Source organism: Bradyrhizobium sp. 154, from assembly GCF_023073875.1.
GTDB lineage: Bacteria > Pseudomonadota > Alphaproteobacteria > Rhizobiales > Xanthobacteraceae > Bradyrhizobium.
Map to the genome: position 1 here is coordinate 1 of NZ_JADPKG010000092.1, position 19784 is coordinate 19784.

A 19784-nucleotide genomic window follows, 5' to 3' on the forward strand; every position below is an offset into this window, starting at 1 on the left:
ACCCCATCAGGCCTTGGCAGGACAAACTCCCAAGGCCTTCGCCGCTACCAAGACCACCGCGATCCAATCAGCGAATTATTGAACATCGACAGCAATGACGCGCGTTGAGACCGATCGGCGAAACTACGCCGACCGTCGCACCGCGTTGTCGACCAAGGTCTTGCCGAGCGACCAGATCGCGCCGGGGACCTTGTGGCTGCCGGCGATGACGTCGTCGAAGGCGCGCTCGATCCAGGTGCAGTCTTCCTCGGTGATGGTGAGCGGCGGCAGCAGCTTGATGGTGTGGCTGCCGTGGCCGGCGACCTGGGTCAGAATCTTGTGATCCTTGAACAGCGGCACCGTGATGAGCTGGCAGAACAGGCCCTTGTTGGCGGTCTCCAGTACGTTCCAGGAAGCGCGAAGGCGCAGCGACTTCGGCGGGCCGAACTCGACGCCGATGATCAGCCCCTTGCCGCGGACTTCTTTCATCAGCTCGTAGCCGGGCACCATGCGCGTCAGCGCGAGGCGCAGTTCGGCGCCGCGCTTGGCGGCGGACTCGATCAGCTTGTCGGACTCCATGACGTCGAGCGTGGCGATGCCCGCAGCCATGGCGAGGTCGTTCTTGGAGAAGGTGGAGCCGTGCACCACCGCACGATCCATCTGGTTGAAGATCTTGTCGAAGATGCTCTTGCGCGTCAGCACCGCGCCGACCGGCACGTGGCCGCCCGACAGCGACTTCGACAGCAGCACCATGTCGGGCTCGACGTTCCAGTGCTCGACCGCAAGGAAGCGGCCGGTGCGGCCCATGCCGGTCTGGATCTCGTCGGCGACGAACAACGTGCCGTATTTCTTGCAGAGCGCGGCCGCGCCGGGCAGGAACTCGTCGGTGGGCATGTTGACGCCCTTGCCCTGGATCGGCTCGACGACGAAGGCTGCGACCTCGCGCGAGGCCAGGGCCTTTTCGAGCGCGGCCAGATCGTTGAACGGGATCGGGGTGCAGCCCGGCAGCAGCGGCTCGAATCCGGTGCGGAAGTTCGAATCACCCGTGAGCGACAGCGCGCCATAGGTCAGGCCGTGATAGCCGTGGGCGCAATAGACGATGCCGGGCCGGCCGGTCGCGCCGCGCGCGAACTTGATCGCTGCTTCGACGCATTCTGCGCCGGAATTGGCGAAGAACGCCTTGTCGAGATAAGGGACGTACTTCAAAAGCCGCTCGGCAAGCACGCCGGCGAGCACCGAGACATCGAACTGGACGAGATTGGGCAGGTCCGCGTCGAGCACGCTCTTGAGCGCCTCACGCATGACGGGATGATTGCGCCCGATCGCAAACACGCCGAACCCTGACAAGAGGTCAAGATAGCGCGCGCCATCGCGATCATAGAGGTACTGCCCCTGCCCTTTCTGGAACCCGACATCGTATCCGATGGTCTTCAGAACCCGAACGAACTGCTCGTTCAGATACCGATTATGCAGGGCGCTACGCTGGGCCTGACGGTCCGCGAAGAGCTCAGACATGTCTGGATTTGGACTGTGCATCCGCTACATACTTCGGTTGAGGGCCGTCTCGTCAACTGAAAACGGACCGCTGTCGAAAACGCTCTGTGCGGCCTTTTGCCCTTTTTCGGACCATCTTCGCAAGCACAGCTTTAAGCGATGTTGCACTGCCAAGGAACTATCATGCGTTTAGCCCTTTACACCGGAATAATACTGGCTGCCGGTTACACCTGTCCGACCCCCGCGCTCGCCGCAGACCCGACCGGCGACTGGCGGGTCGCCGACGGCGTCGCCAACATCCGTGTCGCCCAATGCAACGGCAGCATGTGGGGTGCCGTGTCCTGGGAAAAGCAGCCTGGCGGCCGCGACGAGAACAACCCGGATGTGTCGAAAAAGAACAGGCCGACGCTGGGCATGGCGACCCTGATCGACATGAAGAAGAAGCCCGGCGTCGATCAGTGGGAGGGACAGGTCTACAACGCGAAGGACGGCCAGCTCTACAGTGCAACCATCACGCCGGCCGGTACCGACCAGCTCGAAATCAAGGGCTGCGTGATGGGCTTCCTCTGCGGGGGCGAGACCTGGACCCGGGTTGGTCCGCCGATCCCCTTGAGCCCCGCCAACGCCATGGCCAGGGGCGCGCCGAAGTCCAGCGGCGCGGCACCGAAGGCCCAGGGAACGACGGGCGCCACAGCACCTGCCCCCGCTGCCCCGAAGGCCGTCGGCGCAGCCAAGGCCGGTCAGAAGGGCGCCGCCGACCCGATCGGCGACATCTGCCTACTCCCTGAGATTGCGGGGTTTGCCCATTAGGGCCGGCTGGAACAGCAGCACGGCGGCAAGCGTCGTCACCAGGGAGAGTGCGAGCAGCTTGCCCATGCTGGACGTGCCGGGATGGCTGGACAGCCACAGGCTGCCGAACGCGGTCGCCGTTGTCAGCGCGCTGAAGAAGATCGCGCGTGTCAGGCTGGTCTGGAGCAGGTTCGTCCTGCCCGAGCGCCACGCCACGACGTAATAGATCTTGAAGGCGACGCCGACGCCGAGCAGCAGCGGGAATGCGACGATGTTGGCGAAGTTGAGCGGCAGGCCGATCAACACGCAGATCTCGAGTGTCACCGCGCCGGCAACCAGGAGCGGCACCAGCGTCATCAGCACGTCGACGAACCGGCGTAACGTGACCCACAAGAGCAAGCCGATCACCAGCAGCGCATAGATGCCGGCATGGATGAACGCCTTCACCACGGTGTCGCCGGATTTCAGGATCGAGACCGGCCCGCCGATCGCGGTCGGCTCGGCCGCGAGCACTGCGGCGGCAAATTTGCGCAGGGTGTCGTTGTCATTGGGGTCGCCCTTGGGCAATGCCTCGACGCGGATGATGCCGTCCTTGCTCTTCCAGGCGCTGACGAGATCCGGCGGCAGTGATTTCAGGGTGACCGGCTCGGCCTGCATCGCGTTCCTGAGCTGGTCGAACACGATCTTCATCGGCGTGACGAACACGTCCTGCGCCTTGTTGCGCGTGGCCTCATCGGAATTGGCGAGCTTCTCGAGCGCGTCCGCCAGCCGGCGCGAGGCGGCCGCACCCGGGCCCTTCGCATCCCCCGCGGTCCGGCGCAGATTGTCAGCCGAGGATTTCAGCGATTCGACGTTCTCCTGATCGGAGGGAGCCGCATCGATCTGGTCGGGATTGAGCGCGGGATTCAGCACCTTGGCGCCCTGCGCGAGCAGCTTCAGCTTCGGCGGCTGATCCTGCGGCACGAAGCTGTCGAGTGACATCACCCGCAGCACCTCAGGCACCTTCTCCAGCTTGGCTTCGACCTGCCTTGCCTGCTCCTCCGACGTCGCCATCACGTTGATGGCATTGGCGCCGGTGTTGGGATCCTTGCGCAAGTCGAGGAAGGTCGCGATGGATTCGGCGTGCGGGTTGCGCAGATTCATCGGATTGAAGTCGAATTTCATGAAGTAGAGCAGCGGCAGGCCGCCGAGCGCCAGCAGCAGCGTGCCGCCGACGATCAGGACGCGGTGCTTTTCGAGGAAGTGATCGAGCGGCGCCAGGAAGGCGTAACCGACCGGCTCCGGTTCGCCGGGCGGGTTCAACAGCTTCAACAGCGCCGGCAGCACGGTGATCGAAGAGATGAACGCCACCAGCATACCGACGCCGGCGATCTGGCCGAGCTCGGAGATGCCCTTGTAGTCGGTCGGCATGAAGCAGAGGAAGCCCGCGGCCGTTGCCATCGCCGCGAGCGACAGCGGCACCGCCGAGCGCTTGGCGGCCAGCACCAGCGCGCCCGAGAGATTGTCGTGCTTGTAGCGCTCGGATCGGTAACGGACGCTGTACTGGATGCCGAAATCGACGCCGAGACCGACGAACAGCACCGCAAACGCGATCGATAGCAGATTGAGAGAGCCGACCATCATCAGGCCGGCCGCGGTCGTGATCGCGAGGCCCACGAAGAGGTTGACGAACACCGCGAAGATGATCTTCGCCGAATGCAGCGCCAGCCACAGGATGAGCAGCACGACGAGGACCGTGCCGATGCCGTTGACGACGGCGCCTTCCTGGACGGTCGCGTATTCCTCGTTGGCGATCGGGACCGGGCCGGTCAGCCGCACCCGCGCCTGGTATTTGGTGGGGAAATCCAGATCCGCTGCGGCCTTGCGGATTGCATCGGTGGCGCCCTTGCCCGGCTCCAGCGCGTTGTAGTCGAGGATCGGCTTGAACTCGATGAAGGCGCGCTTGTCCGAATCCTTCAGCGGCTCGTCGCTGACGAGCTCGCGCCAGGAGAAGCTGGCATTGCCCTTGTTGAGCACGGTCTCGACCGTCTGCGCGATCAGGTTGAAGGGCCGTTCCGTGCTGTCGAGCTTGACCTGGCCGCGCTTGACGCCGGCAAGTCCGGTCTCGAGCGCGCCGGTCAGGCCGCGGATCGAGGGGTCGCCCGCCATGATCTCGATCAGGGGCGCTGCGGATTCGAACTGACCGGTAATCTTGCCGACCTCCTCGGTCGGCAGGAACAACAGGCCGTTCTTCTCGAAGAACTCGCCGCTGCCGAGCTGCTGCATCGACTGGAAGTTGGTCTTGTCGTCTTTCAGCTTGGCAAAGAGCGCGTCCGCCGCGGCGCTCGCCATTTCGGGCGTCTTGGCCTCGACGACCGCCGTGATAGTCGCGTCGCGGTCGAAGGCGCGGTCGAACTGCTGGTCGCGCTGGCGCCAGTCGAGATTCTGGGCAATCAGCGAATTGATGTCGGTGTTGATGGCGAAGTGGCGCGCAGCGTAATAGCCCGCTCCCACCGACAGCAGGAGCCCGAGAACGACGACGAGGGAGGCAAACCGGGTGCAGGCCCTGAAAATGGCAACGACTACGCTTTGCAGCACTTCTTTTCTTTCTGCGGTTAACAGCTTGCCGGAAACGCCCGCTGTTTATCGGAGTTCCCGGGCGAAACCTATTGCTGTTTTGAGTGGCTCTCGCCGGGCGAAGGTTCGAGGTAAACGGCGGAGGAGCGTGGCAAAAATGATGCGGGGCGGTCGGTATAACCGGGGAGTTGAGGCGGGAAAGTGACGAAAGAGTGAGCACCGTGCCGCATCTCGCTCACCGTGAATCACTCTACTATAATACCATAGAATGGGATTTTGTCGGGAACCCTAGGTTCATTCAGCCTTCCCTTGCTGCCGATTTTTTGACACAAAGTATTGCGCCTCCATGCGCCGGAGCCCCAAACGGGGAGTGGCGGCTACCGCGTGCGCAAGACCGATGGTGCGGTTATTGCAGCTCGTTGGTCACTATCGGGTGCTGTCGGGAACTTTGAAGTGGATTGGTGCAACTTGCGTGATGGACGTCCAATGGAAGTTTATCTGGCGCAGCCGCGCGGCTTCTGCGCGGGCGTGGTGCGTGCGATCGAGATCGTGGAGCGGGCCTTGGAAAAGTACGGCCCGCCCGTCTACGTGCGCCATGAGATCGTGCACAACAAATACGTGGTCGAGAGCCTGAAGAACAAGGGGGCGATCTTCGTCGAGGAATTGTCCGAGGTGCCGCCGAAAGCGGTGACCGTCTTCAGCGCCCATGGCGTCGCCCGCAGCGTCGAGGAAGAGGCCGCCGCGCGGGACCTTCCGGTGCTGAACGCCACCTGCCCCCTGGTCACGAAAGTTCACAATCAGGGGAAGCGCTACATCACCAAGGGACGCACGCTGATCCTGATCGGCCATGCCGGCCACCCCGAGGTCGAGGGCACGATGGGCCAGGTTCCCGCTCCCGTGCTGCTGGTTCAAAGCGTTGAAGAGGTTAAGGCGCTGACGCTGCCGGCGGATACGCCAGTGGCCTACATCACCCAGACCACCCTGTCGGTCGACGACACCAAGGACATCATCGCGGCCCTTCAGGCCCGCTTTACAGATATTCAAGGTCCGGATATCCGGGATATCTGCTATGCGACACAGAACCGCCAAACTGCGGTAAGGGATTTGAGCAAGCTGGTCGACGTGATCTTGGTGGTTGGCGCTGCCAACAGTTCGAACTCGAACCGGCTCCGCGAAATCGGCACTGAAGCCGGCGTCGCGAGTTATTTGATTTCCGACGGCAGCGAGCTCAATCCGGAGTGGTTGAAGGATGCCAGGACTGTTGGCGTCACGGCCGGCGCATCGGCGCCCGAGGTACTCGTGGATGACGTGATCGAAGCGATGCGGCGGATCGGACCCGTGAAGGTCTCGGTGTTGCCGGGTCGCGAGGAAAACATCGAATTCAGGCTTCCGGCCCAACTGGCTGCGAGCTGACCCACCCGAATTCAAAGCCCAGAAAGAAACTTGTAATGGCCATCCCGTTCTTCAAGGAAATGCGTATCGGCGGCTATTTGCTCAAGCAGAAACTGCTTGGCCGCAAACGCTATCCGCTTGTGCTCATGCTGGAGCCGCTATTTCGCTGCAACCTCGCCTGCGTCGGCTGCGGCAAGATCGATTATCCCGACGCGATCCTCAACCGCCGCATGACGGCCCAGGAGTGCTGGGACGCCGCCGACGAATGCGGCGCGCCAATGGTCGCGATTCCCGGCGGCGAGCCGCTGATCCACAAGGAGATCGGCGAGATCGTGCGCGGCCTCGTCGCGCGCAAGAAGTTCGTCTCGCTCTGCACCAACGCGCTGCTGCTTGAGAAGAAGCTGGATCTGTTCGAGCCCTCCCCGTATTTGTTCTTCTCCGTGCATCTCGACGGCCTGCGCGATCACCACGACAAGGCGGTGTCGCAGAAGGGCGTGTTCGACCGCGCCGTCTCCGCAATCAAGGCGGCCAAGGCGCGCGGCTTCACCGTCAACGTCAACGCCACCATCTTCGACGGCCATCCGGCCGAGGAGATCGCGAAATTCCTCGACTTCACCGTCGAGCTCGGCGTCGGCGTCTCGATGTCCCCGGGCTACGCCTATGAGCGCGCGCCGGACCAGGAGCACTTCCTCAACCGCACCAAGACCAAGAAGCTGTTCCGCGACGTCTTCGCCATGGGCAAGGGCAAGAAGTGGAATTTCATGCATTCCGGCCTGTTCCTGGACTTCCTCGCCGGCAACCAGGAATACGAGTGCACGCCGTGGGGCATGCCCGCGCGCAACATCTTCGGCTGGCAGAAGCCCTGCTACCTGCTCGGCGAAGGCTATGCGAAGACCTTCAAGGAGCTGATGGAGACCACCGATTGGGACAGCTACGGCACCGGCAAATACGAGAAGTGCGCCGACTGTATGGCCCATTGCGGCTACGAGCCGACCGCGGCGACCGCAGCCCTCAACAATCCGCTGAAGGCGATGTGGGTGTCGCTGCGCGGCATCAGGACCACTGGCCCGATGGCGCCGGAGATCGACATGTCCAAGCAGCGCCCGGCTCAGTACATCTTCTCCGAGCAGGTCCAGAAGAAGCTCTCGGAGATTCGCCGCGACGAAGCTCTCGCAGCGCAGGAGAAGGCGACGAAGGCTTCGACGGCGGCTTGAGGCAGGCCAAGCAGTTAAGAGAAGGGCCCGGTCGCCAATGCGACCGGGCCTTTCTTTTCGTCAGCTCGAAGAAGCCGCTCAGGCCGCCTCTGAGACCAGGGTCTCGCTGCCGGCGACCTCGGTGCCGATCAGAAAGTCGCGGCAGCCGCGCAAGGATCGCAGCGCGCGGTTGAAGTCGAGGCCGGTCGAGACCAGCGCATGCAGCGTCGCCGGATTGCGCACGATGCCGCGCAGCACGGCCGGAAGGTCGATCTGGCCGTTCGGCTTAATGGCGGCGCGGGCGAGCGCCGGCAGCGCGCGATGGGCGGGGTCGCTGATGACGCGGACCGCGGCAAAGGGCAGCCCGGCCTCGGCGGCGTAGGCAGCCGCGATGTGGCTCTCCATGTCGACGGCCGCTGCTCCCGTCTCGGAATGCAGCGCCGCCTTGCAGGACCGCCCGGTGACCACTTCCTCGGCACCGGCGAGGCTACCGCGCACGACACGGCGGCGTCCCGAGGTCAGGCGATCGATGAGGTCGTCGCCGAGCGACAGGCCGGCGGCCCAGCGGGTGTCGCCGGACAGCACTTCGGTCGCCAGCACGACGTCACCGGAGCGCAAGGTCGGGTCGAGCCCGCCAGCCACACCAAACGAGATCACACCGCGAATCGTTTCGGGATCCACCACCGTCAGCAGGGCCCGCAACTGGGTCGGGCTGCTGGATGAACAGATGACCGCCATTCCGGGCCCGGCTGCAATGCGGGCCTCCTGAACCAAACCGGTCACGATCAGTATCGGCCGCGGGTCGATCGTATTACCCGCGGTAAGATAGTCCCCCGTCCCCAAAGTCACATTCCGACCCCTACCACCCTGCTGTTGGTGTTCCGCAAGTTCCGGTACCGCGCCAGTGCCCACAGCGGGAAGAACTTTGGGTAACCATGATATCGTAGATAGAACACGCGGGGGAAGCCTGTGGCGGTGTACCGCTGCTCGTCCCACAGTCCTTTTTTGTTTTGTGTTGCAATCAGGTACTCCACCCCGCGGGCGACGGCTGGGTGATCAACCTCGCCTGCCGCCATGAGGGCAAGCAAGGCCCATGCCGTTTGCGAGGCGGTCGAGGGCGCAGCCTCCCAGCCCTTGTAGTCCAGGCGATAGCTGACGGCATCCTCGCCCCAGCCGCCGTCCTCGTTCTGGATCGAGGCCAGCCAGGCCACGGCTTTGCGAATCGTGGGGTCCTTGTGGTCGACGCCGGCCATGTTGAGGGCACAGAGCACGGACCAGGTTCCGTAGATGAAGTTCATGCCCCAGCGGCCGTACCAGGACCCTTCCGGATGCTGGGTTTTCCGCAAGTAAGCGACCCCGTCGGCCACCTGCTTGCTGGTCTTCGCGGTCTCGCCGAGCTGGGCCAGCATCGAGATGCAGCGCGCGGTGACGTCCTCGGTTGGCGGGTCGAGCAGCGCGCCGTGGTCGGAGAACGGGATATTGTTCAGGTAATATTCGAGATTGTTGACGTCGAAGGCAGCCCAGCCGCCGTCGTCGCTTTGCATGCCCTCGATCCACTCCCGGCCGCGGGCGATCGCGGCGTCATAGCCGGTCGCGCCGTGCTCCCGGCGCATCCGGTCCATCGACATCACCACGACGGCGGTGTCGTCGAGATCGGGATAATGGGCATTGTTGTACTGGAAGGCCCAGCCGCCCGGACGCACGTTGGGCCGCTTCACCGCCCAATCGCCCTTCACTTCGAGCTCCTGCTTCGGGATCAACCAATCGAGGCCACGCTTGGCGGCCGGCACGGCTGGCGCGTTGCCAGCTTCCAGCAGCGCATGGGCCGTCAACGTCGTGTCCCACACCGGCGAGACGCAGGGCTGGCAATAGGCTTCGTCGTCTTTGATAACGAGCAGCTTGTCGATGCCCCGCCGCGTCGTCGCGCGTGGCGGATAATTCTCGTCCTTTCCGAGCGCGTCATACATCATGACGATATTAGCCATGGGCGGATAGATCGCGCCCATGCCATCCTCGCCGTTGAGCCGCTCCTCTGTGAAGGCGAGCGCCGCATCAATCGCGCGCTTGCGCAGGCTCTTGGGAAACATCGGCTCGATCACGCGCAGGATCGCATCGAGCGAGCGGAAGAGCAGGAACCAGGCCATGCTCTGGTGCGGCGCCTTCGCGGTCATGCCGATCGAACGCGGATCCTGCAGGAACAGCTCGTCGATGCCGACGCCCTTCGGATTCTTCGCACGCGGCTTCAGCGCGGCGATCACCATCAGCGGCACCATCGTTGTGCGCGCCCAATAGGAGATCTTGTTGAGGTGGAACGGCGACCAGAACGGCAGCAGCACGATCTCGATCGGCAGCACCGGCACCGCGCGCCAGGTCACGACGCCGAATGTCGCGAGCAGGAAGCGCGTGAAGACGTTGCTGTGAATCGCTCCGCCGCGGGCATGAATGGCCTCGCGCGCACGCACCATGTGCGGGGCATCGATGGAATCGCCGATCATCTTCAGCGCGAAATAGGCTTTCACGCTGGCGCTCATGTCGAACTCACCGTCATGCACCAGCGGCCAGCCGCCATGGGCACCCTGGACGCGACGCAGATAGTTGCCGATCTTGGCTTCGAGCAAAGTGTCGACGGGCTCGGCGAGATAATGGCGCAGCAGGATATACTCGGCCGGAATCGTGCAGTCGGCCTCGAGCTCGAACACCCAATGGCCGTCCGCTTGCTGGAAGCCGAGGACGCCTTGCGTCGCCGATGCAATGCTCGATTCCAAGATGCTTGGATCCAAGGCTTCGCGGCTGGTCGCGTTCACGGAATCCATGTCGCTCGATTGCTCCGATTGTCGATTGAAATTGACCGGGACATTTGCCCGTCAGGGCCGCTGTGCGGCGAGAATCAGATCGGCGGCGCGATCGCCCGACCGGACCGATCCCTCGATGGTTGCCGGCAATCCCGTAGCAGTCCAATCCCCAGCAAGGAACAGGTTTTTCAGCGCAGTGACCGGCGCCGGACGCAGGGCATTCTGCGCTGGCGTCGCGGCAAACGTGGCGCGGCGCTCACGCACGATCTGCCACGGAGGCAACTCACCGGACACGCCGCCGGCCTTGCAGACGTCGTTCCAGATCGCCTGCGCGAGTTCCTCGCGCGGCATGTCGACCAGGCGGTCGCCATTGCTGATGGTGACGGAAAGTCGGTTCGGGAACGCGAACAGCCACTCCACAACGCCGCCGATCACGCCGAGGATCGGCGCAGAGCCCGGCGGCGGTTCGAAGCGGAAATGCGCGTTCACGATGGCGCGGAATTCGGTGGGCGTCTTCAGGCCGGGCAGCAGGCTGGCGGCGGCGCGGGGTGGCACCGCCATTACGATGACGTCCCCCTCACTGAGCTCGATCACGTCCTCGCCGCCGAAATTCAGCGCGGCGACCTTGCCGTCATTGGTGTAAAACGAACGCAGCTCATGGCCGAGCTGAACCGTGTGGCCGCGCTCAGCCAAGAATTTCACAGCAGGCTCGATCAGGACGGCGCTGAGGCCGTCGCGCGCGATCAGGGGACGGCAGGCCTGCCCCCCCGCGAGCAGCGTCTCGCGCACGATCGCGCCGGCGAGCCCGGCCGAGCCCTCGGGCGGATCGACATTGAGCGCCGCCAGCAGCAACGGCTGCACCAGACGCTGATAGAGGATGCCCTCGCAAGGAATGGACTTGCCGACCAGTGTCTCCTCCGACGCCCAGATCAGCGGCGCCAGCTTGAGATAATCGCTCAGCCCGGTATCGGGCACCCGGCGGCTCTCGTCGAGGACCCAGGTCGGCAGCCGGCCATCGCCGAGATCGATCTGCCAGCGTTGCCCGGTCTTGATGTCGACGAAGGGAAACTGCGCGCGCTCGGGGCCGACAAGGCCGGCCTCGGTGCCGATCGCGCGCGCATAGGCACGCGCATGGCTGTTGCCCGACAGCAGCAGATGATTGCCATTATCGATGGTGAGATTGGTGGCGCCGTCGAAATAGGACCGGCAGCGGCCGCCGGCCTGGTGCGTTGCCTCGTGCACGGCGACCTTGAAGCCGGCATTGGCGAGCCGCACGGCGGCGGAGAGGCCGGAAATCCCGGCGCCGATGATATGAACTGTCTTTTGCATCAGATGAAAGCGTAACGGAGCAGGATCAGGATGCGTGTGATCTTCGACACACGCACCGGCGCGCGCGGCGCGTCGAAGCCGCGCGCCATCAGGAGGTCCAGAATGGAATGATAGTATTTCGACATGATCCGCGGCGCGCGCACCGCGCGGCGCTTGTTGCGGTTCATGATCTCGTCCGACTTCTCGAAATGCGATTTCGCGCGCTGCGCCAGCGGCAGACAGACTTTCGGCAGCGCGCGCTCGGCGATGACGCGGTTGGGATCGGTGGCGGTGATGCCGGCATGCAGCAGCGCCTCGCGCGGCAGATAGAGCCGGCCGAGGCCAGCGTCCTCATCGATGTCGCGCAGGATGTTGGTGAGCTGAAGCGCGCGGCCGAGATGATGGGCAAGCAGGATACCGTCTTCTTCAGGCAGGCCGAACACCCGCACCGACAGGCGCCCCACGGCGCTGGCGACACGATCGCAGTAGAGATCGAGGGTCGCCATATCGGGCGCGCGGATGTCCTGCGGCACGTCCATCTCCATGCCGTCGACGATGGCAAGGAAGTCCTCGCGCTTCAGCCCGAAGGTCTTCACCGAGGCGACGTAGTCCTTCAGGCGCGGCGGCGGATTGCCCTGATAGAGCGCATCGATGTCGTTGCGCCACTGCTGAAGCGCGGCAAGCCGCTCCGCGCGCGGGCCGTCAGAATCGGCGATGTCGTCGACCTGGCGGCAGAAGCTGTAGATCTGGAACATCGCTTCGCGCTGATCATGCGGCAGGATGCGCATCGCGGCGTAGAAAGAGCTGCCGGATGCGGTCGAACCATAATTGGCGCCGGGCGAGGTCGCCTCAAGCGTCATGTGCAGTCCCCGGTCTGGAAATGGCCCTGCGTCCGATCGCGCGACGGCCGACTTCGCCAATCATCCCGGCGAGACTGAAGGCGAGCAGCTCGAGCTTGTTCAGATGCACGCGCTGGCGCAGGGGATCGCGCACCTTGAGCAGGCGCACGATGCGGTCGGCATAGGCCTGGATCACCGAAATGTCGACGCCCAGGCGGAAGTCCCTCACCTGCGCGCTGAGCGACTTGCTCTCGTTCAGCAGCGCTTCGTTACGCACGGCGAGCGCCTGAAGGCAGGCCAGCATCGCCGGCGGCGACTGCGTCAGCCCGAGCTGCTCGACGGAGGCGCCGCTCGCGGCCAGCGCATCGCGCGGCAGATAGACGCGGTTGAGTTCGCGAAAATCCTTGCCGCAATCCTGGAGGTGGTTGTTGATCTGGAGCGCCGCGCAGAGCGCATCCGAGGCAGCCCAGGTCGAGGTGCTCTCACCATGAACGTCGAGCATGAAGCGGCCGACCGGCATCGCCGAATAGCGGCAATAGTGGATGACCTCGTCCCAATTCTCGTAGCGCAGCTTGGTGACGTCCATGCGGAAGGCGATGAGCACGTCGAGCGCATGGCGCGGCGCCATGCCGCGCTCGGCCAGTGCACGGCGCAGGGTGACCGATTCGGCCTGGGTGTCGCCCCTGCCGAGCAGTTCCGCCTCGAGCAGGTCGAGATAAGCGAGCTTTTCGTCGGGCGGCAGCGTCGAATGGTCGGCGATGTCGTCGGCGGTGCGGACGAAATTGTAATACGCCAGAATCAGCGCGCGATGACGCGGATGAATGATCCAGGACGCGACGGGAAAATTCTCGTCGCGGTCACTCTTGCCGGATCGCAATTCGCTCGCAGAGGTCATCGAGGGCTGGTTTACAATCGGTTGGACAGGAAGGGCTTTTTCGCTCGCGCGGGCTCATGCCGGCGGCCCCCATATAGGGGAATACGGCCGCAAAACCAATCCTGTCTCTCGATGGCTGCCCCTTGCGGATCGCGCCGACAAAGGCGGCCCAGGCCGCCCTTGTCGGCCAGCGGCCGAGCTTACTGGTTGTGGTTCTTCAGGACCTGGTCGCAGGCCTGCGAGATCTTGGCCCGGTTCTCCTTGAGGCAGGCCAGGACGGTGAAATCGCCCTGGTCGATGACCGGACGGCAGAACTTCTGCACGTCGCGTGTGCAGGCCTTCTGCTCAGCGTCCGTGCCACGCCCTTGCTGGGCGAACGCCGCCGTCGAAAGAGAGGCCGACAGCAGGGTGAGAGCGACGAGAAGCTTACGCATTGTATTCCTTCATTCTGACGGCAGAATCGCACCGATCACGGGCTGCACAGGGCGGATGTCCGGCGCGGATTCTTCTGATGGCAAGTTGCCGCGGGAGTAGCGGGCTCAGAGAAGGCACAAGCACTGGCAAATGCGGCCAAATTGGCGCCACTTCCACCAAATCAGGTCTTCCCTGCGCCTTCATTGGCAGATGTAAGAGGCTGATACTACGAGATAATTCTGGAACATCGCGTTTTGGCTGGGATCTGTTGCAGAGCTGCATCTCTCCGCCTCGCTGTTTCGGTCAGAAACACACCGAAACACGGGGAATCGCGTTATTGCGCGTGGCACGAAGCACCATCTTCGGTGGTCACGCGTTGAACCTAGCACAGGCTCGGAACACTAAACTTTCGATGTGGCGAGACGTCCTTGTCTTGAATGGACGTCGTTCCAAAACGGGATATTTGAGATGACATTCTTTGGGCGATCTGGACAGGCAATCAAGGCGGTCGGCATCGGGGCTGCGCTGCTCTTCTCAGTGTCGGCAAGCCATGCTCAATCGTCCGGCCCATTTGCCGGTTTTGACGGCGCGTGGACCGGCACCGGCACGGTGTCGCTGTCCGACGGCTCCACCGAACGCATCCGCTGCAAGGCCGATTACAAGGTCGCCGGCAGCGGCCTCAACCTCAAGCAGGCGCTGCACTGCGCGTCCGACAGCTACAAGTTCGACCTCACGAGCGACGTGACGAGCCAGGGCGACCGCATCTCCGGCAATTGGAGCGAAGCCAGCCGCAACATCTTCGGCAACCTCCAGGGCACCGCCGGCGGCGGCCAGATCGACGTGTTCGTCGAGGCCAACGGTTTTGCCGCCAATCTGTCACTGCGCACCAACGGCACCAAGCAGACGGTGCAGATCTCTTCCAAGGGCGAAATCCGCGGCGTCAACATCACGATGACGAAGGGCTGACGTCCTTTCCGCTCACGAGCAACAAAGCCCCCGGCTCTCGCGAGCCGGGGGCTTTTTGTTGACATGGACATGCGTATGGCTGCTTGACGTCGAATACGAGACGGCCCGGGCCCTCCCGCTCAAATCGCCGGCTTGTCGCCCTGCAGCTTCGCGTGCAGATTGATCAGCCACATCGCCGTCGGCCGCAGGATGAAGAGGTCGGCGACGAGCGCCATCACCATCGAGAAGGCGCTGAGCCAGCCGAACAGCCGCAGCGACGGCAGGTCGGAGAACACGGTCACGACGAGGCCGCAGGCCAGCACCACCGTGGTCAGGATCAGCGCCGGGCCGACCAAGACGGTGGCGCGCTCCACCGCGAGCGCCGAGCCGACGCCCGGCTTGCTCTCGAGCCTCAGGCGGTTGAGGAAGTGGATGGTGGCGCTGAGGCCGAGGCCGAACGAGACGGTGAGCGCGACGACGCTGGCGAATTGCAGGCCCTCGCCCATCGCCCACAGCACCGTACCCGACATCACCACCGGGAAGATGCCAGGCAGGATGCAGGCCAACATCACGACCCAGGAGCGGAAGGCGAGGCCGATGAAGATCGCGACCAGCGCGAATTCGACGGTGAGGCCGCGGTTCAGCTTCTCGATCATGCTGGCCGAGTTGCGCGCCGCAATCGCAGCGAGGCCCGTCACCGCAATCTCGTAGCCGGGATGCTTCTTGCGGACGGCGTCGAGTTCGGAATCGAGCTTGTCGACGATCGGCAGCAGCTGGCTGGAATCCTTGTCCGGCACACGGCCGGCGACCACGACCGCGTCCTGCTCGGCGTCGATGAAGCGCCGCACCAGGTGCTCGGGGATGACGTTGACATATTCCTGCAGCGTCGCGACGTCGGCGCTGCCGGCCTTTTCCGCCAGCCAGCGGCGCAGGGTCTCGAGCGACCAGACGTTGCCGACACCGGCCGCCTTCTCCACGATCGCATGCACGTCGCCGATGGTCTGGAGCGTCTCCGGCGAATAGAGCGATTCGCCCTTGGGGAACGCGATCAGAACGTTGACCGGATTGGCACCGGTCAGCTTGGCGTCGAGCCGGTCGCTGGCGGCGACCGCCTGGCGCTTGTCCGGCACCTGATCGGCGAGCCGGTAGCGCGGCTCCAGATTGGCATAGATGACGCCGAGGCCGCCGACGAACAGCACCGCGATCAGGCTGAACAGGCCGGGACGGCCGACCATGCGCACCGCGATCCAATAGCAGAAATTGCGCAGCGCCTGGACGCCGGCATCGGCACCCTGGAACTTGACCGCAAAAACCTTCTCGTTGCGCACGAACAGCACGCCGAACACCGGCACCAGCGACAGCACCGCGACCAGCGCGATGATGGTGGCAGCAAGGCCCGCTTCGCCAAACTTGCGGATCAGGTCGGAGTCGGAGAATTGGAGCGCGATGAAGGAAATGCCGGCGGTGCCGTGCGTCAGCACGCAGGCCGGTCCCACCACCAGCACGGCGTTCTTGAACGCGGTGAACTTGTCCTGGCCTGCGATCAGCCGGTCGCGCGCGGCGAAGGTGAGCTGCATCGAGTCCGAGAAGCTGATGACCATGATGAGCGGCGTCATCACGTTCAGGAACATGTTAAGGTTGAAATTAGCCCAGCCGAGCGCACCGAGCGCCAGCAGGATCGCGATCATCGGCGGGAATGCCGCCGCGACCATGAACGAGATCTTGCGGAAGAAGATGATGGCGATGATACAGCCGGCGAGGATGCCGAGGATGTTGTAGGTGAGCCCGTCGCGTTCGACCGCGTTGCGGATCTCGAGCTGCATCACCGGCACGCCGGAGAGCTGCACGTTGAGCCCGGTGTCGCTAAGGTCCTCCTTCATCAGCGCGCGGATGTCGCCGACGGTCTTGGTCAGCTTATTGGAGCCGACCACCTCCGGATCGAGCGACAACACGATCAGGGCCAGCGTGCCGTCCTCCGACAACAGCTTGCCGCGGATGATCTCGTTGTTCTTGACGGTCTCGATGAACTTGTCATAGGCCGCGCCCTCGGGCAGCTCGGGCGGGAACAGCGCCGCCGGCAGCTTGCCCGGCGCCGGCGCCTGGCGCGCAGAGAACAGCGAGACCAGCCCGCGCGTGCCTTCGACCAATTGCAGGTCCGTGATGAAGTCCCGCAGCTTCTCCAGGTTGTTCCTCGCCAGCAGATCCTTGCCCTCAACCACGACGAGAACGTCGAACTCCTCGGCCGGGAACTTCTTGGTCACCTCTTCGTATTGGTGGAATTCGCGGGTGTCGGAGCGGAAGAGCTGCGACAGCGAATCGTCGATCTTGATCCGGTGAATGCCGAACACGGCGCCGACGATCAGCGCGAGCAGGACGATACAGGAAACGATCGGGGTCCGGACGGCGATCAGCCCGAGCCGTTCCAGCCCGAAGGCGATCGAGGACGTAGGTCCCTGCTCGACCTTGTCGACATGAACCTCATTCTCGCTGTGCTTTTCGAGCATGCCTTATCCAGTTCCTAAATCGGTTCGGTCTTGAGAGCTTATTACGCCCCGCGAACGGCTTGAAAACGCCATACCAATGGGAGGCTTGCCCTTTGAAAATGCGCGGAAAATCGCCGCGAGGGGTTTAGCAGGTCAATCACCCTTCTCGCAAGCCGGCGAAATGTGGCCGAATCGATCAAGATGCGGCGATTTTGCCGGAATGCTAGTCATTCCAGCAAAGCCGTGCCAATTCGACGCGGCGCGCGGTCCGCGCTCTCGTCCTTCAGCGCCACGCCGGTGGTCTTCCGGGCGAGCCCCTCACGGACCAGCCAGGCGACCTTGAAAGCAGCGTCGTCATAGCTCAACCCAGCGCGGTGGATGTTCGACACGCAATTGCGCTCAGCGTCGGTGCGGCCGGGTTTGGGCGCGAAGGTCAGATAGGCGCCGAGGCTGTCGGGCGCCGACAGGCCCGGCCGCTCTCCGATCAGCATCGCGACCATGTGCGCGCCGAGAATCGCGCCGATCTCGTCGCCGAGCGCGACGCGCGCGCCCGAGGCGACAATGACATGGCCGATCGCGACACCATCGCCGGCCGCGAGCAGCGGCAGCAGGCGCCTCAGCAGCGCCACCGCATGGCCGTGGACCGCTGCCGCCGACAGGCCCTCGCCGATCACGACCGCGAGCTGGCACGGCGCCGAGGCCCTTTGCGCCAGAAGCTCGGCTGAGCCGGCATCAAGCTGCCGTCCAAGGTCCGGCCGCCGCAGATAGTCCCTGCGGTCGACCGCCCGGCTCCTCACCTCGGTCACGACCAGGCCTAGCGCGCGGAGATCGGTGACCAGACGCGGCACCTCGAAGACGGCATGCACAGCATCGCGGGCGCGGGCATGATCGAGCGTGAAATCGAGCAGCGCGCGCGTCGGCACGCTCGCGCCGCTGCGGCCCAGCGCAACGCGTGCGGGCGTGAACGTCCGCAGATCGAGCGTGGGACGGCGCGGCGGAGGCGGATCAGACATGTCGCATCATTCGGCGGGAATGGCGGCCTCGCGCAGGCGAATGGAATAGTTCGAGGCGTTCTGCTTGCCGCTGGAGGCCGCGCGCGCAAAGGTGATGAGGTGGTGCGCGGTCAGGGTGCAGCCGATCAGGCCTTCGATGTCGCCGCGCTTGATGCGTCCGAGCGCGAATTTCCAGAACACGCGCCTGTAGTCGCCGAGCACGCCGACCTTCCAGAAGATGTTGCGCAGCATGACGAGGGCGCGTCTGATATTGGGCCAGGTCTTCATCTCGTCCGGCACCGGCATCTTGAGGCGGTGCACGTAGACGTGGTCGCATTGATACTGGTAACGGGCGTAGACCTTCTCGGGCGCGTAAGCGACCGCCATGGTGTGTTTCCAGGATGCGACGACCTCGTCATAGGGCAACAGGAAATCGACATTGGAATCGCGACGGTCGTCGTCGACCAGGCGTCCCTCACGCTCCAGCCGGTCCCACAGCGGTGTCTTCGGCAGCGCCTGGAGCAGGTTGATGGTGAGCAGCGGAATCCGGGACTCCTCGACGAAAGCGAGCAGCGCCTCCGACGTGTTCGGCTTGTCGGTGTCGAGTCCCATGATGATGCCGGACACGACCTCCATGCCGTAGGAATTGATGGTGCGCACGCCCTCCAGGATCGGGACCATCATGTTGTGATCCTTGTGCATCGCCTTCAGTGCATCGGGGTCGGGCGTCTCGATGCCGCAGAAGATGGTGATGAAATAGGCCTCGCGCATCTTCTCGAGGATCTCGGGTCGCTTGGCGATGTTGAGCGTCGCCTCGCAGGCGAGCCGCACCACGTAGCCGGTCCGCTTCTGCCATTGGATCAGATGCGGCAGCAGGTCCATCGCCGCCTTGCGATTGCCGATGAAATTGTCGTCGACGAAATAGACGGTGTCGGTCATGCCGCATTCGCGCAGACGGTCGAGCTCGGCGATGATCTGCTCCGGCGTCTTGATCCGGGGATTGCGCCCGTAGAGGCCGGGGATATCGCAGAACTCGCACTGATAGGGACAGCCGCTGGAATACTGAATGCTGCCGAGGAAGTATTTCTTGACGTCGGCCAGTTCGTAGGCCGGGATCGGAAACTCCGTCATCGGCACGCGGTCCTTGGTCGTGAGCACGACCTGCTGCGCGGGCCGCGAGGTGTCGCGCGACAGGATGTCGATCAGCCGGTTGGTCGCGTCGCCGAGTTCGCCCACATGCAGATAGTCGAACGACGGATAGTAATCCGGGCAGGCGCTGACCGAGGGACCGCCGAGCGCGACCGGCAGATCGAATTCATGGGCGCGGCGGCAGATGTCGTTCATCTGCTGGCGCTGGATGTGCATGCCGCTGACGAAGACCGCCTCGGCCCATTCGAACTCCTCCTTCGACGTGCGGCGAAGGTTCTCGTCGACGAATTTGACCTGCCACTCTTTCGGAAGATAGGCGGAAATCAGCAGCAGCCCCTGCGGCGGCATGAAGGCGCGGACGCCGTCGGTCAGAGGATAGGAATGCTCGAACGTGCCGAACGACGAGGTGTAGCGCGGAAACACACAGAGAATCCGCCGGGACGTTCCGTTACTTTCAGCTCGCATCAAAGCTCCCCCGCCACGCTCGACCGAATGGTGCGGAAATTGCCAGCCAGTCACCTAGCGTAATGCTGTCGCCGGAATTTCTCAATATTGTGGCCGGCATTCAATTCGCGAGGGGCACCA

15 protein-coding genes are annotated in these 19784 nt (G+C 63.9%); 4 read left to right on the forward strand and 11 right to left on the reverse strand.

Annotated features, from left to right (window positions below; translation table 11 throughout):
• Positions 1-123 precede the first annotated feature (123 nt).
• Positions 124-1515 (reverse strand): aminobacteriohopanetriol synthase HpnO, encoded by a 1392-nt coding sequence (hpnO, locus tag IVA92_RS21035; protein ID WP_247278896.1) that lies wholly within the window; start codon positions 1513-1515, stop codon positions 124-126.
• A 141-nt stretch (positions 1516-1656) separates the two neighbouring features.
• On the opposite strand from hpnO, the gene IVA92_RS21040 reads away from it, so the two are divergent.
• Entirely contained in the window at positions 1657-2283 is a 627-nt protein-coding gene (locus IVA92_RS21040; RefSeq protein ID WP_247278897.1) for a DUF2147 domain-containing protein, read from the forward strand.
• On the opposite strand, the gene IVA92_RS21045 is transcribed toward IVA92_RS21040, so the two are convergent.
• Positions 2251-4839: an MMPL family transporter gene (locus IVA92_RS21045; RefSeq protein ID WP_247534312.1), complete on the reverse strand. Its 2589-nt coding sequence runs from the start codon at positions 4837-4839 to the stop codon at positions 2251-2253. The two genes, IVA92_RS21040 and IVA92_RS21045, sit on opposite strands and share 33 nt — an antisense overlap.
• A gap of 465 nt (positions 4840-5304) precedes the next feature.
• Between IVA92_RS21045 and ispH the strand changes: the two genes are divergently transcribed.
• Together ispH and hpnH are read left to right on the forward strand one after the other, a co-directional pair.
• Complete coding sequence (gene ispH, locus IVA92_RS21050) at positions 5305-6231, forward strand: 4-hydroxy-3-methylbut-2-enyl diphosphate reductase (protein ID WP_247278933.1); 927 nt, start codon at positions 5305-5307, stop codon at positions 6229-6231.
• 35 nt (positions 6232-6266) lie between these two features.
• A complete protein-coding gene (hpnH, locus tag IVA92_RS21055; protein ID WP_247278899.1) occupies positions 6267-7424 on the forward strand; it encodes an adenosyl-hopene transferase HpnH in 1158 nt (385 codons plus the stop codon).
• Positions 7425-7502: 78 nt separating this feature from the next.
• On the opposite strand, the gene IVA92_RS21060 is transcribed toward hpnH, so the two are convergent.
• From IVA92_RS21060 to IVA92_RS21085, 6 genes are all read right to left on the reverse strand, one after another.
• On the reverse strand, positions 7503-8252 hold the full coding sequence (locus IVA92_RS21060) for a phosphorylase (protein WP_247278900.1): 750 nt from the start codon (positions 8250-8252) through the stop codon (positions 7503-7505).
• A complete protein-coding gene (gene shc, locus IVA92_RS21065) occupies positions 8249-10216 on the reverse strand; it encodes a squalene--hopene cyclase (protein ID WP_247278901.1) in 1968 nt (655 codons plus the stop codon). Before shc ends, IVA92_RS21060 begins: the two co-directional genes overlap by 4 nt.
• A 51-nt stretch (positions 10217-10267) precedes the next feature.
• Complete coding sequence (gene hpnE, locus IVA92_RS21070) at positions 10268-11524, reverse strand: hydroxysqualene dehydroxylase HpnE (RefSeq protein ID WP_247278902.1); 1257 nt, start codon at positions 11522-11524, stop codon at positions 10268-10270.
• Complete coding sequence (gene hpnD / locus IVA92_RS21075) at positions 11524-12363, reverse strand: presqualene diphosphate synthase HpnD (protein WP_247278903.1); 840 nt, start codon at positions 12361-12363, stop codon at positions 11524-11526. Before hpnD ends, hpnE begins: the two co-directional genes overlap by 1 nt.
• Positions 12353-13237 (reverse strand): squalene synthase HpnC, encoded by an 885-nt coding sequence (gene hpnC / locus IVA92_RS21080; protein ID WP_247278904.1) that lies wholly within the window; start codon positions 13235-13237, stop codon positions 12353-12355. Before hpnC ends, hpnD begins: the two co-directional genes overlap by 11 nt.
• Positions 13238-13416: 179 nt before the next feature.
• On the reverse strand, positions 13417-13650 hold the full coding sequence (locus tag IVA92_RS21085) for a hypothetical protein (protein ID WP_166817451.1): 234 nt from the start codon (positions 13648-13650) through the stop codon (positions 13417-13419).
• A 448-nt stretch (positions 13651-14098) separates the two neighbouring features.
• On the opposite strand from IVA92_RS21085, the gene IVA92_RS21090 reads away from it, so the two are divergent.
• Positions 14099-14596, forward strand: coding sequence for a hypothetical protein (locus IVA92_RS21090; RefSeq protein WP_247278905.1), 498 nt, complete (start codon positions 14099-14101; stop codon positions 14594-14596).
• Between the two features lie 119 nt (positions 14597-14715).
• Here IVA92_RS21090 and IVA92_RS21095 read toward each other — a convergent pair whose 3' ends face one another.
• The 3 genes from IVA92_RS21095 to IVA92_RS21105 all read right to left on the reverse strand — a co-directional run bounded on the left by IVA92_RS21095 (position 14716) and on the right by IVA92_RS21105 (position 19664).
• Entirely contained in the window at positions 14716-17079 is a 2364-nt protein-coding gene (locus IVA92_RS21095; RefSeq protein WP_247278906.1) for an MMPL family transporter, read from the reverse strand.
• Between the two features lie 206 nt (positions 17080-17285).
• Positions 17286-18071 carry an ethanolamine ammonia-lyase subunit EutC gene (eutC, locus tag IVA92_RS21100; RefSeq protein WP_247278907.1) on the reverse strand — a complete coding sequence of 262 codons (786 nt, stop codon included), beginning with the start codon at positions 18069-18071 and terminating at the stop codon, positions 17286-17288.
• Positions 18072-18077: 6 nt separating this feature from the next.
• Positions 18078-19664: a B12-binding domain-containing radical SAM protein gene (locus tag IVA92_RS21105; RefSeq protein ID WP_247278908.1), complete on the reverse strand. Its 1587-nt coding sequence runs from the start codon at positions 19662-19664 to the stop codon at positions 18078-18080.
• Positions 19665-19784: the final 120 nt, after the last annotated feature.

What these genes read in the sequence shown, in the direction of transcription:
- IVA92_RS21085 (WP_166817451.1), bottom strand. Translation starts at nt 13,650, where the DNA reads ATGCGTAAGCTTCTCGTCGCTCTCACCCTGCTGTCGGCCTCTCTTTCG.
- IVA92_RS21040 (WP_247278897.1), top strand. Translation starts at nt 1,657, where the DNA reads ATGCGTTTAGCCCTTTACACCGGAATAATACTGGCTGCCGGTTACACC.
- ispH (WP_247278933.1), top strand. Translation starts at nt 5,305, where the DNA reads ATGGAAGTTTATCTGGCGCAGCCGCGCGGCTTCTGCGCGGGCGTGGTG.
- IVA92_RS21105 (WP_247278908.1), bottom strand. Translation starts at nt 19,664, where the DNA reads ATGCGAGCTGAAAGTAACGGAACGTCCCGGCGGATTCTCTGTGTGTTT.
- shc (WP_247278901.1), bottom strand. Translation starts at nt 10,216, where the DNA reads ATGGATTCCGTGAACGCGACCAGCCGCGAAGCCTTGGATCCAAGCATC.
- eutC (WP_247278907.1), bottom strand. Translation starts at nt 18,071, where the DNA reads ATGTCTGATCCGCCTCCGCCGCGCCGTCCCACGCTCGATCTGCGGACG.
- hpnE (WP_247278902.1), bottom strand. Translation starts at nt 11,524, where the DNA reads ATGCAAAAGACAGTTCATATCATCGGCGCCGGGATTTCCGGCCTCTCC.
- IVA92_RS21095 (WP_247278906.1), bottom strand. Translation starts at nt 17,079, where the DNA reads ATGCTCGAAAAGCACAGCGAGAATGAGGTTCATGTCGACAAGGTCGAG.
- hpnD (WP_247278903.1), bottom strand. Translation starts at nt 12,363, where the DNA reads ATGACGCTTGAGGCGACCTCGCCCGGCGCCAATTATGGTTCGACCGCA.
- hpnH (WP_247278899.1), top strand. Translation starts at nt 6,267, where the DNA reads ATGGCCATCCCGTTCTTCAAGGAAATGCGTATCGGCGGCTATTTGCTC.
- IVA92_RS21090 (WP_247278905.1), top strand. Translation starts at nt 14,099, where the DNA reads ATGACATTCTTTGGGCGATCTGGACAGGCAATCAAGGCGGTCGGCATC.
- hpnO (WP_247278896.1), bottom strand. Translation starts at nt 1,515, where the DNA reads ATGCACAGTCCAAATCCAGACATGTCTGAGCTCTTCGCGGACCGTCAG.
- hpnC (WP_247278904.1), bottom strand. Translation starts at nt 13,237, where the DNA reads ATGACCTCTGCGAGCGAATTGCGATCCGGCAAGAGTGACCGCGACGAG.